The sequence below is a fragment of the Verminephrobacter aporrectodeae subsp. tuberculatae At4 genome, from assembly GCF_000193225.1.
Taxonomy (GTDB): Bacteria; Pseudomonadota; Gammaproteobacteria; order Burkholderiales; family Burkholderiaceae_C; genus Acidovorax; species Acidovorax aporrectodeae.
In genome coordinates this window covers 1-11,210 of the sequence record NZ_AFAL01000690.1, presented here as the reverse complement: position 1 = coordinate 11,210, position 11,210 = coordinate 1, and the positions used below count along the sequence as shown (strand labels likewise).

Sequence of the window (11,210 nt, the reverse complement as noted above, 5' to 3'; positions counted from 1 at the left end):
CGGCGGTCGGTGGTGTTGAGTTTGACGTTCTCGACAACCCACGGCGCTTGCAGCCCCAGCGCATTGGTGAACAGCGCTTCCAGTTCAACACCCATCAGACACTCCCATGTTCAACATCAACTTGGTGGACCTGTGGACAGGCCCGAGGCGACCTGCCCGCTGGCGTCCGCTACCAGCGGCTATTGTGCATGTTGGTTTCCACACGAAACGACGAGGAGCCCCTCACCCCTCATAGACGATGCGCTCTGTTCGACCCTCTTGGTCCGTGATCCGGATCAGGCGGTTAGCCGCATCGTAGGCGTATTGGATGGTGTTGCCGCGCGGGTCCGTGATTTGGGTCAGGCGGTTTTTTTCGTCGTACTGGTACTTGATCGAGCGCGATGGCAGATCGCCCGCCACGGTGGCCAGGGGGTAGTCTTTTACTTCGGTGAGCAGTTCGCCCGTGTAGTGAAAGCTCAGCAGGGTATGGCCGCTGTCATCGACCGTGCTCAGCAGCCGGCCCTGGGCGTCGCGCTGCAGCCAGATGGTGTTGCCGTTGCGGTCGCCAAAGGCCACGCCCTGGCCTTGGGCGTCGTAGTCCATCCAGTCGCCGTTTCTCTTGCTCCAGCGAAAGCCTTTGGCGGTGCTCTCGGGTGCCGGGGGTGCAGGGGGCGTGCGGGTGGAGTCCTCACGGGTGTGGCTTGCTGTCGTCGAGGCGGCTGGCAGCTGTTGGATCGGGCGTTTTTCCAGAACGGATCGATTGTCGAATGTATAGCGCCCGGCGTCGCCCATGAAGAGCTGGCTGCCGCGGCGGATGGCTTCCGTATCCACAAACTGGGCCTTGGTTCCGGGGCACAGGGCGGCGTAGTCAAGGCTGACCCGTTGGGGCGCTGGGTAGTCGGCGGAACTGCCGTCGCTGATCTTGCGGTTGAAGGGGGTGCTGCGTTTGGCCACCATGGGATTGGCTTGCGCAACGCCGTCGACCATGACAACGCCACCGCCGACGGTCATTTGCAGCGAGGGCTGCCAGTCATCGTCAACCCAGATCCAGCATCCGGAGTCTCCCGTGCTGGTGGTGGCGCCGATCTCGGCGCTGGCGCTGCTGCTCCCCGTGAGGTTTTTCCAATTCTGCGAAAGGCTTTCCCATTGCGGGTTGAAGCGCCATTCATGGCCGTCCCATTCCTGGGTCCAGCGCATGGGGCCCATTGCGCTGCTGACGACCAAATCGTTTGAGCGCAGATTCAGGTAGCCGTTGGGCAGTGTGACCTGCGCCGCTGCCATGGACTGCGCCTGCGCGGGCAGCAGGACCGCTGTCGCGAGCACCAGCAGCACAGCCCTGCTGCTGCGTTTTAGCGCTTCGATCCAAGTCAGCAGGGTTTCTTGCATCTTTTTCGCCTGCGTGTTGTTCAGTTGCACTGCATTCCTCCCGTGGCCACGTATACGCACCGCCTGCCCTTCATCTTGATCGGCGTGCTGCTGCCGCTGCCTCCCCCAAACCCGCCCGAGCCCGCTCCCGCACCCGAACGTTCAGGGTGTTGCTGTAGTTGTCGCACCCGCCGCCCGACGCGTTGCCGCTGTCCGCCGCTGTGTCCAGTGATTGCAGGGCAATGACGCGGTATGGGATCGTGATGCGTTGTTTGGCTTGCAGTGTTACCGACAGTTCCACCAGGAATTAAAGGTGGCGTTGAGCGTCACCTCGTAGTGGTCCTGGATCGTGATTCCGCGCACGCTCCATTCGACGTTGATCGCGTTGTAGTTCAGGAAGACCGGCTGGTTGACCGTGATTCCGGGTTTGCTGAGCAGCCGTCCGCTCGCATCCTGGTGGTTTGCCGCGCGTGCGCGGAATCTGTAGCGGCCCGCGGGCAGGTTCTGGAACAGCGCTTCGTCCAATGCGGCGGTGTTCAGTTGCTGACGGCGCAGATCAACGAACTGCAAGCGCGGCTCAATCTGAACAACTGCAACTCCAGCAAGCCACCCTCCAGTGATGGGTTCAACAAGCCCCAGCCCAAGTCATTGCACAAGTACGGCCCGCGCGCGAAGGAGGACTCTCCGGTCCAGCCTCGCTTTGGTTGATCGGCTGGGCCGTGGGTCCGGGGGCTGAGTAGTTACGATTGCACATCCATTCCCATTCATGGGGATGGATCGAAGCCGTCCGCCACGTTGTCGGATTGCGCTTGCGGCGTGGCTGCGGCGATGTCTTTGCGGGGTTGGCGCTGCATGCTACCTTTTGCGGTATCTGCTGCCTGTGGTTCCAAGCCCGGCGCAACGACAGTCGGCGCCACCGCACGCGCGGCGTATTTCGCCTCTTCATGTTCAAACGCCAAGCGGTAATCCCCAACCTCTGCCCGGCTCATGCCTGCCTCGTGTGCCAGCACGCGCCAGTTCATCTGAATCGTTTTGGCCATGGATCCCACAATTTGGGCCGCTTTATCCGGATCGATCTCGAAACAGAATGAATGATCCATCAGCAACGCGATAGAGGAGCTTGGATCCGCCGGATCAGCGATGGCTGTCTTGAGTTCGCGAAACCGCTCAGGGGCAGGGTTGACATCGAAAGCAGGCGATAGCCGCCATTTCCCATTACCGGCATACAGGAAGCCGTGATTCTTCAAGTGATCGTCAACATTTGAGACAAGAATGCTGAAGCCCACACGCCGAAAAAGCGCGTGCATTTCCTCGTGGGGAGACGCGGTGTGCTGGCGGATGGTGTCAGCCAGACTCACATACGTGCCCCCGGTCGCAGTTGGAGCATCGAGCATGGTCTGGGCCGAGATAAAAGGAATGCGGCCTTTATCCGAGCGGTCGAAGCGCTGGATGATCGCCACGGGCAAGCCGTCGCTCATCTCGATGCGTGCCTTGGGCACATCGAGTCCGCATATGCGCGCCAATTTCAGTGTCAGTACCTCGGCCCTCTCGACCGCATGCGTGTCGTACCTTGACGTGAACTTTGCGACAGCCAAACTGCCATCCGTGTCAATGATGGAGCATTTGGGACGGGCGCCCCCAGTGTAGTGCCTACTTGTCGAAGCCGGCGCAACGCAACCATGTCCGGTTCGTCGCTCTGCGCACTGGCAATTGCCTGACCCAGTTGATCCAGATGCAACAATGGCGGAATCAAGTGCCGTCCACCGTACCCGGCGGCAAGAAATGGCTGGGCATCGCCGACTTCCCGAAAACGCAGAGCGCCCATTCGACTGAAATCATCCACCGCCGTCAAGAAATCCATCTCGGTAAGTGGCCCGCTTTCTCTTCGATTGAAACGGACATCCTTCCGAAGGATGCTCCGTCCCCAAGAGTCAGGTGTGGTATCTGCAATCGGCAACGGCAATGAAGAGGTTTGTTCGTTCCGGCTTTTGAAGAACCTTCTGTCGGCCTCCAACGGCAACAGCGGCGCAATGGCAAAACTCCGGGGATGCTCAAGCCATGCCGGATCGTATTGAAAACTGGAATGCTCGCGGCCTGCAGCCGACTCGAACCACAGTGTGCCAACCTCCAACCCCGCTTCACCCAGGCAAACCTTGAGAATCTTTTGCCCCATCAGAATGCCTCCGGTTCAGAACGATCCGAATGCCTCTCTGGCACATCCTGCGACCCCGCCACCGCTTTGCGCTGCCGCTTTGGCCGGATGCGCTGAGGTAGATCGTTCACGCTGAGGACAAGCCCGACGTCGTCCTTGGCAATGTCCAGCAAGTTGGCAATCCTGTCGCTCTCCCCGAGCGTCATGAGCACCATCGCAAGCACACCCAGGGACACGCCGGGATCCCCTTTTTCCAGACGGCGGATGGTTGCAACATGGGCACCGGCCCCCTCGGCCAAACGCTGTTGCGTGAAGCGGCGGCGTTTCCGTGCGATGGCGATGTCATTGCCCAGTTTGGAAAGCTCGGCCCCTGCACGCAGGGATGGGATGGTTTTTGCACTCATAACAGCGCATATATTAGCCAAGGAGCCTGTTTAAGGCAACATATATGCGGCTTTAATGGCGCGGTATGGTTGCGCCACCGCAGCCCATCCGGAAAGCCGTGCAACGGCTTGGCGCAGCGCGGTTGGCAGGGGGCAGGGGCCCCCCGCCGCCTCCAACTCAGAGCACCTCAAAGACGCCCGCTGCGCCCATTCCGCCGCCTATGCACATGGTCACGCACACGCGCTTCGCGCCACGGCGCCGGCCTTCGATGAGCGCGTGCCCCGTGAGGCGCTGGCCCGATACGCCGTAGGGGTGGCCGACGGCGATCGCGCCGCCGTTGACGTTCAGGCGGTCTGCGGGAATTCCCAGCCGGTCGCGGCAGTAGAGCACCTGCACGGCAAAGGCTTCGTTGAGCTCCCACAGGTCGATGTCGTCAACGGTCAGGCCCAGCTTGCCGAGCACCTTGGGTACGGCGAACACGGGGCCTATGCCCATTTCGTCGGGCTCGCAGCCGACCACGGCAAAGCCCAGGAAGCGGCCCAGGGGCTGGAGGCCCTTTTTGCTCGCGTATTCCTCGCTGGTCAGCACGCAGGCACCGGCGCCGTCGGAGAACTGGCTGGCGTTTCCGGCCGCGATCAGTCCACCGGGCAGCGCGGGGCGGATGCCGGCAAGGGCCGCTGCCGTCGTGCCCTCGCGCAGGCCCTCGTCACGGCTCACCGTGAGCTTGCGGGTGACCAAGCCCGCCGCCTCGTCCAGCACGCCGGCGGTCACGGTGATGGGGGCGATTTCCGCGTCGAACCGGCCAGCGGCCTGCGCCGCGCAGGCCTTTTGCTGGCTCGCGGCGCCGTATTCGTCCATGGCCTCGCGGCCGATCTGGTAGCGCTTGGCGACCTGCTCGGCGGTCTGCAGCATGCTCCAGTAGATCTCGGGCTTTTGCCGGGCCAGCGCCGGGTCCTGAATCATGTGCTGGTTCACCTCCTGCTGGACGCAGGAGATGCTCTCCACCCCGCCGGCGACGAACACCTCGGCCTCGCCCGTGATGATGCGCTGCGCCGCCAGCGCAATGGTTTGCAGGCCGGAGGAGCAAAACCGGTTCACGGTGACTCCCGCGGTGCTGACCGGCAGGCCCGCCCGGAGCGCGATCTGGCGCGCGATGTTCGCGCCCGTCGCGCCCTCGGGCGTGGCGCAGCCCATGAGGACGTCCTCCACCTCGGCTGCGGCTATTCCCGCGCGCTGCACGGCATGCTGCACGGCGTGGCCGCCGAGCGTGGCGCCATGGGTCATGTTGAAGGCGCCTTTCCAGCTCTTGGCAAGCGGGGTGCGGGCGGTGGAAACGATCACTGCGCGGGTCATGGGGAAATCCTTTCAGGGGTGGGTGAGCGCACCGACGGTGGCCCGGTGCGGCCTTGCATCGGTCAGTCGAACACCTTGCCTTGCGCCGCCAGCTTGGCGAGCAAGGGCGCGGGCTTCCAGAACGCGGCGTCGTCCAGCGGGTTTTTGGCAAAGCGTTCCATGGCCAGCACCACGTTGAACAGGCCCAGTTCGCCGGCGTAGTGCATGGGGCCGCCGCGGTGCAGCGGGAAGCCATAGCCGGTGATGTACACCATGTCGATGTCGCTGGACTTGCTGGCAATGCCGTCCTCCAGAATGTGCGCGCCTTCGTTGATCAGCGCGAACACCAGGCGCTGCACGATTTCCTCTTCGGCAATCTTGCGCGGCGTGATTCCCAGCTCCTTGCGCTGGTCCTCGATCAGCGTTTCGACCAAGGCGCTCGGGATCGCGTCGCGCTTACCGGCCTGGTAGTCGTACCAGCCGGCGCCGGTTTTCTGGCCAAAGCGGCCGAGTTCGCAGAGCTTGTCCGCCGTGCGGCTGTACTTCATCTCGGCACGTTCGACGGCGCGGCGCTTGCGGATTGCCCAGCCGATGTCGTTGCCCGCCAGATCGCTCACGCGAAACGGCCCCATGGCAAAGCCGAAACTCTCCATGGCCTGGTCCACCTGCTGGGGCGTGCAGCCCTCGTCGAGCAGAAAACCGGCCTGGCGCACGTACTGCTCGAGCATGCGGTTGCCGATGAAGCCATCGCACACCCCCGAGAGTACGCAGGTTTTTTTGATCCGCTTGCCCAGCGCCATCACCGTCGCCAGCACGTCCTTGGCGGTTTGCTTGCCGCGCACCACCTCGAGCAGCTTCATCACGTTGGCCGGGCTGAAGAAATGCATTCCGAGCACGTCCTGCGGGCGTCGGGTGCAGGCGGCTATCCGGTCCACGTCCAGCGTGGAGGTGTTCGACGCCAGGATCGCGCCGGGCTTGGCGACGGCGTCGAGTTGCCGGAACACGGCCTCCTTGACGCCCATTTCCTCGAACACTGCCTCGATGAACAGGTCGGCGTCCTTGAGATCGGCGTAGTCGAGCGTGGGCGACAGCAGCGCCATGCGCTGCGTGTACTGCTCCTGCGTGAGCTTGCCCTTTTTGACCTGCGACTCGTAGTTCTTGCGCATCGTGGCCATGCCGCGATCGAGCGCCTCCTGGCGGGTTTCCAGAATCTTCACGGGGATTCCCGCGTTCAGGAAATTCATGGCAATGCCGCCGCCCATGGTGCCGGCGCCGATCACGGCCACGGCCCGGATCTCGCGCCGGGGGGTGTCGGCCGGCACTCCGCAATCTTCGACACCGCGCGCTCGGCCATGAACAGATGGCGCAGCGCGCGCGACTCGGGGGTCCACATCAACTCGATGAAAATCGCGCGCTCGACCTGCACGCCATCGTCGAAGCTGCGCCGGGTGGCGGCCTCGATCGCGTCCACGCAGCGCGCGGGCGCGGGGAATTTCCCGGCCATGCCCTTGATCATGTTGCGCGTGAACTGAAAGTACGCGTCGCCCGCGGGGTGCTTGCAGGGCAGGTTGCGCACCAGCGGCAGCGGGCGCACGCCGGCCACGCTCTGCGCAAGGGCCAGGGCCTCGGCGGCGAGCGACTCGGCCGAAGCAGACATCTTGTCGAACAGCTTCTGGCCGGGCATGGCGCCGATGAATTCGCTCTTCACGGTCTCGCCGCTGACGATCGTGTTCAGCGCCGCCTCCACGCCGACCACGCGCGGCAGGCGCTGTGTTCCGCCCGCGCCCGGCAGCAGGCCCAGCCGGACCTCGGGAAACGCGATGCTGCAACCGGGTGCGGCAATGCGGTAGTGGCAGCCCAGGGCCAGTTCCAGCCCGCCGCCCATGGCAACGCTGTGCAGCGCGGCAATGACGGGCTTGGACGCGTTCTCGATGGCCGCGATCACGGACGACAGACTGGGTTCCTGGAGGGACTTGCCGGTGCCGAATTCCTTGATGTCGGCACCTCCGGAGAAAGCGCTGCCGGCGCCCGTGATGACGATCGCAGTGACCGCCGCGTCCGCCTGCGCGCGGGCCAGGCCGTCCGCAATGCCCTGCCGGGTCGCGAGCCCAAGCCCGTTTACCGGCGGATTGGCCAGGGTGATCACGGCAACCGGGCCGTGGACCGCGTATTCAGCGCTCATGCTGTAGTTCCTTTGAAGGATGGAAAAAGAACGATCGTGCGTTTTAATTGTAGGGGCAACGGATGGCTTTTTTGGCGCCATGGAAGGGGATTTCAATTGCAAACACCCGGCCATCCCTTGCGGACCACGCTGTCTGTCAAGGTGGCGACACGGCGGTGTGGCCTTGCAGCCGGCGCATCAACTGCTGCTGCGCATCGACGCCCAAGGCAGGCGCGCACGGCAGGCGATGGCCGTGCGCATGCAGCACGACAACCCGGGCATGCGCCGCTTGTGGACAATGGGGGCATGGTCCTCATTGCCGACTTCATCGCCCCCACGCGCCACACCGACCCGGCCGATGCGCTGGCCCAGGTGCAGCGCATCTATCAGCAGCAGATCGAACACCTGCGCGCGGCCATGCAGCGCTTCGTCGCGGGTCAGACGCCCGCCACCGCGGTGCGCGCCTTCTACCCGTTCGTGCGCGTGCACACGAGCACCGTGGCGCGTGCGGACAGCAAACTGGCCTACGGCTTCGTGGACGGCCCCGGGCGCTACGAAACCACCCTGACCCGGCCGGACCTGTTTGCCCGCTACTACGCGGAGCAGTTCCGCCTGCTGCGGGCCAGCCACGGCGTGGAACTCGAAGTGGGAACCAGCACGCACCCGATACCCATCCACTTCTCCTTTGCCGAGAATGACCACATCGAGGGCGCGCTGAGCCCCGGGCGCCGCACGCTCATGCGCGACGTGTTCGACCTGCCCGACCTGACCGCCATGGACGACGGCATTGCCAACGGCACCTGGCAGGCGCTGCCGGGAGAGGCGCAGCCCCTTGCGCTGTTCACCGCGCCGCGCGTGGACTATTCGCTGCACCGCCTGCGCCACTACACGGGAACGGCGCCCGAGTGGTTCCAGAACTTCGTGCTGTTCACCAACTACCAGTTCTACATCGACGAATTCGTGCGCCTGGGCCACGCCGAAATGGCCCGGCCCGACAGCGAGTACCGGGCCTTCATCGAGCCCGGAAACGTGGTCACGCGCCGGCTCGACCTGCCCGCGCAGCCGGGGGACGAACTCGGGGTGGCCCCGCCGCGCCTGCCGCAAATGCCCGGCTACCACCTGGTGCGCAAGGACAACAGCGGCATCACCATGGTGAACATCGGCGTCGGCCCGGCGAACGCCAAGACCATCACCGACCACGTCGCCGTGCTGCGACCGCACGCCTGGATGATGCTCGGCCACTGCGCGGGCCTGCGCCACAGCCAGCAGTTGGGCGACTACGTGCTGGCGCATGCCTACGTGCGCGAGGACCACGTGCTCGACGAGGAACTGCCGCTGTGGGTGCCGATCCCGGCGCTCGCAGAAATCCAGCAGGCGCTACAGCAGGCCGTGGCCGACGTCACGCAGATTGGCGGCGCCGACCTCAAGCGCGTGATGCGCACCGGCACCGTGGCCAGCACCGACAACCGCAACTGGGAACTGCTGCCCGGCAACACGCCCCAGCGCCGCTTCAGCCAGAGCCGCGCCGTGGCGCTGGACATGGAAAGCGCCACCATCGCGGCGAACGGCTTTCGCTTTCGCGTTCCCTACGGCACCCTGCTGTGCGTGAGCGACAAGCCGCTGCACGGCGAGATCAAGCTCCCGGGAATGGCGAACCACTTCTACCGCGAGCGGGTGGACCAGCATCTGCGCATCGGCATGCGCGCGATCGAGATCCTGCGCAACGGCGGCGTGGATCGCCTGCACAGCCGCAAGCTGCGCAGTTTCGCCGAGGTGGCCTTTCAGTAAGCGCGGCGCTTCGTCCGGCTTGTACTCCATGTAGAGAAAGCCTAATATGGCGGGCGGTGAGTGTAGATAACGCCTAATTTAATGAGCAAATTCGTGATTCCCCTGCAAGCCACCGAGCAGCTTGCCCAGTTGGGTCGGCGCATCCGGGTGGCGCGGATTCGGCGCGACTGGTCGATCGCCGATCTCGCCAGCAAGGTGGGGATCAATCGAAACACCCTCGCGGCGCTGGAACTCGGTAAGCCGGGTACGGCGGTCGGCGTGTGCTTCACGGTACTGTGGGCACTCGGCCTGGACAGGTCGCTGGACGCTGTTGCGGATCCCGACAGCGATCTCCACGGCAAGGCGCTCGAAGCTTCCCGTCGCCCCACGCGGGCGGGCAAGGCCCGAAAGGCAAGCGACGACTATGACTTCTGAGCGGGAAGCCTACGTCTACGTCCAGCTACCCGGCACGTTGGAAACGGTACCGGCAGCGCTGCTCAGGGTGCAGACGCTGCCCGACGGCACGCAGATAGGGCGGTTTCGCTACGGCGACCGTTACCTTCAGCGCCGAGAGGCGATTGCACTCGATCCATTCCAACTGCCTCTTGCCAAGGAAGTCTTCGCGTTCACCCAGCTCAAGGGGATTCCCGGCGCAGTTCGAGACGCTGGCCCCGACGCCTGGGGACGGCGCGTAATCGAGCACAGGCTCGAGCGCAGCGTGGCTGACCTCCAGGAAATCGACTATTTGCTGCATGGACCGCAAGACGGGGCAGGGTACCTGAGCTTCGGACTGAAGGCCGAACCGCCCGCGCCCAGGCGCCAGTACAACCGCACGCACCAGTTGGCCGAGCTGATCGCGGCCACGCAGGCGATCGAAGCGGGGCGCCCAGTGGCCGCCCATCTGCTCGAACAGATCGACCCTGGCACCAGCATGGGCGGTGCGCGGCCGAAGGCTACGATCGAGGACGCGCAAAGTCTCTGGCTCGGCAAGTTTCCCGCCAGAGATGACCGCTTCAATCTGCAGCGGGTCGAATTTGCGACGCTCGACCTGGCACGCCGCTCCGGTTTGAACGCCACGCAAGCCCGGCTGGAGAAGGTCGGCGCGAGCGACGTGCTGATGTTGCAGCGCTTCGATCGTGACTACACCGACGGGGGTTACCTGCGTTTCGGTCTCGTCAGTGGCCTGACCGTGCTCGCCTGCGGCGATAGCCACCTGGACCGGGAACGCTGGTCCTACCCGTTGATGGCCGATAACCTGCGCCGCTGGTCGGACAAACCGGAAGCCGACTGCGCCGAACTTTTCAGGCGGATGGTCTTCAATGCCGCCGTGACCAACAACGATGACCATCCGCGCAACCACGCCCTGCTGCGCAGGCAGAAGGGATGGCGGCTGTCTCCGGCCTACGACCTCGTGCCCGCACCCGTGCTCAGCCTGGAGCGGCGCGACCTGGCCCTGACCATCGGCGACTACGGTCGCACCGCCAGCATCTACAACCTCCTGTCGCAGGCAGGGCGTTTCGGTTTGTCAGCGCAAGAGGCGCGCGGGCAAATCGATCAACTCGTCAATGTCGTCCGGCATTGGCGCGACGGCTTCCTTGCCTGCGGCGTGTCGGCCAAGGACATCGACTACATCGCTCCGGCCATCCTGCCTGACGGCTTCTTTTTCGAAAGGCAATCCGATACGTAAGTCGGTTATACCGGTGTTCACCTTTGGCAGGCTACGAACGGATTTTTCGCCGATATTGGCAATTCAGGAGCGAATAAAAGGAGGCATCGCAGATGGGGAATGACGGTGAGGCCAATATTGTTGATAATTTCTGGGCTGCCTATTCGGCGGTGAACGACGTTTTTCAGGTGCTCCACGATTGCGTCGCTTTTTGCGCTACCTACTCGGCAGTGAACTCCCGACGCTTCCAGCGGTGCTGAACTGCTCGTTTCTGAGCTACCTACTCGGCAGTGAACCGCGCCGCCCCCTTGCTTCACCATCTTTTCGCTTTCTGAGCTACCTACTCGGCAGTGAACACTTGGCTGTAGCCAAGCCTCGCGCGCTCCTCTTTCTGAGCTACCTAC

General features: G+C 64.1%; 11 protein-coding genes and 1 pseudogene. 5 read left to right on the top strand and 7 right to left on the bottom strand.

Features of this window, described 5'->3' with window-relative positions; genetic code table 11:
- Positions 1–222 precede the first annotated feature (222 nt).
- Both VTU_RS0119345 and VTU_RS33030 read right to left on the bottom strand, forming a co-directional pair.
- Complete coding sequence (locus VTU_RS0119345) at positions 223–1,395, bottom strand: RHS repeat domain-containing protein (RefSeq protein ID WP_010107624.1); 1,173 nt, start codon at positions 1,393–1,395, stop codon at positions 223–225.
- A gap of 234 nt (positions 1,396–1,629) precedes the next feature.
- Entirely contained in the window at positions 1,630–1,914 is a 285-nt protein-coding gene (locus VTU_RS33030) for a hypothetical protein (RefSeq protein ID WP_010107622.1), read from the bottom strand.
- Here VTU_RS33030 and VTU_RS35895 point away from each other — a divergent pair.
- Positions 1,801–2,052 carry a DUF6444 domain-containing protein gene (locus VTU_RS35895; protein ID WP_407702323.1) on the top strand — a complete coding sequence of 84 codons (252 nt, stop codon included), beginning with the start codon at positions 1,801–1,803 and terminating at the stop codon, positions 2,050–2,052. The two genes, VTU_RS33030 and VTU_RS35895, sit on opposite strands and share 114 nt — an antisense overlap.
- A gap of 56 nt (positions 2,053–2,108) precedes the next feature.
- Here the strand turns inward: VTU_RS35895 and VTU_RS30820 are convergent, their stop codons facing one another.
- The 5 genes and pseudogenes from VTU_RS30820 to VTU_RS28745 all read right to left on the bottom strand — a co-directional run bounded on the left by VTU_RS30820 (position 2,109) and on the right by VTU_RS28745 (position 7,394).
- Positions 2,109–2,939 (bottom strand): type II toxin-antitoxin system HipA family toxin, encoded by an 831-nt coding sequence (locus VTU_RS30820; RefSeq protein WP_010107619.1) that lies wholly within the window; start codon positions 2,937–2,939, stop codon positions 2,109–2,111.
- Complete coding sequence (locus VTU_RS31910; protein WP_081479887.1) at positions 2,876–3,517, bottom strand: HipA N-terminal domain-containing protein; 642 nt, start codon at positions 3,515–3,517, stop codon at positions 2,876–2,878. The genes VTU_RS30820 and VTU_RS31910 overlap by 64 nt, the downstream gene beginning before the upstream one ends.
- Positions 3,517–3,900, bottom strand: coding sequence for a helix-turn-helix transcriptional regulator (locus VTU_RS0119330; protein WP_010107617.1), 384 nt, complete (start codon positions 3,898–3,900; stop codon positions 3,517–3,519). Before VTU_RS0119330 ends, VTU_RS31910 begins: the two co-directional genes overlap by 1 nt.
- A 157-nt stretch (positions 3,901–4,057) precedes the next feature.
- Positions 4,058–5,233: an acetyl-CoA C-acyltransferase gene (locus tag VTU_RS0119325; RefSeq protein WP_010107614.1), complete on the bottom strand. Its 1,176-nt coding sequence runs from the start codon at positions 5,231–5,233 to the stop codon at positions 4,058–4,060.
- Positions 5,234–5,295: 62 nt separating this feature from the next.
- Positions 5,296–7,394 (bottom strand): annotated as a pseudogene (locus VTU_RS28745) (3-hydroxyacyl-CoA dehydrogenase NAD-binding domain-containing protein).
- A 285-nt stretch (positions 7,395–7,679) separates the two neighbouring features.
- On the opposite strand from VTU_RS28745, the gene VTU_RS0119310 reads away from it, so the two are divergent.
- From VTU_RS0119310 to VTU_RS35085, 4 genes are all read left to right on the top strand, one after another.
- Positions 7,680–9,161 (top strand): AMP nucleosidase, encoded by a 1,482-nt coding sequence (locus tag VTU_RS0119310; RefSeq protein ID WP_010107609.1) that lies wholly within the window; start codon positions 7,680–7,682, stop codon positions 9,159–9,161.
- Between the two features lie 81 nt (positions 9,162–9,242).
- Positions 9,243–9,575 carry a helix-turn-helix domain-containing protein gene (locus VTU_RS0119305; RefSeq protein ID WP_010107607.1) on the top strand — a complete coding sequence of 111 codons (333 nt, stop codon included), beginning with the start codon at positions 9,243–9,245 and terminating at the stop codon, positions 9,573–9,575.
- The gene (locus tag VTU_RS0119300; protein ID WP_010107604.1) at positions 9,565–10,827 is read left to right on the top strand and encodes a type II toxin-antitoxin system HipA family toxin; all 1,263 of its coding nucleotides are present in this window, start codon (positions 9,565–9,567) and stop codon (positions 10,825–10,827) included. Before VTU_RS0119305 ends, VTU_RS0119300 begins: the two co-directional genes overlap by 11 nt.
- 190 nt (positions 10,828–11,017) lie before the next feature.
- A partial coding sequence (locus tag VTU_RS35085) for a hypothetical protein (RefSeq protein ID WP_236610806.1) occupies positions 11,018–11,210 on the top strand: 193 nt, incomplete at its 3' end.

Excerpts from the sequence above, each read along its gene's own strand:
- VTU_RS0119325 (WP_010107614.1), bottom strand. The coding sequence starts at position 5,233 with ATGACCCGCGCAGTGATCGTTTCCACCGCCCGCACCCCGCTTGCCAAG.
- VTU_RS0119300 (WP_010107604.1), top strand. The coding sequence starts at position 9,565 with ATGACTTCTGAGCGGGAAGCCTACGTCTACGTCCAGCTACCCGGCACG.
- VTU_RS31910 (WP_081479887.1), bottom strand. The coding sequence starts at position 3,517 with ATGGGGCAAAAGATTCTCAAGGTTTGCCTGGGTGAAGCGGGGTTGGAG.
- VTU_RS0119305 (WP_010107607.1), top strand. The coding sequence starts at position 9,243 with ATGAGCAAATTCGTGATTCCCCTGCAAGCCACCGAGCAGCTTGCCCAG.
- VTU_RS0119330 (WP_010107617.1), bottom strand. The coding sequence starts at position 3,900 with ATGAGTGCAAAAACCATCCCATCCCTGCGTGCAGGGGCCGAGCTTTCC.
- VTU_RS0119310 (WP_010107609.1), top strand. The coding sequence starts at position 7,680 with ATGGTCCTCATTGCCGACTTCATCGCCCCCACGCGCCACACCGACCCG.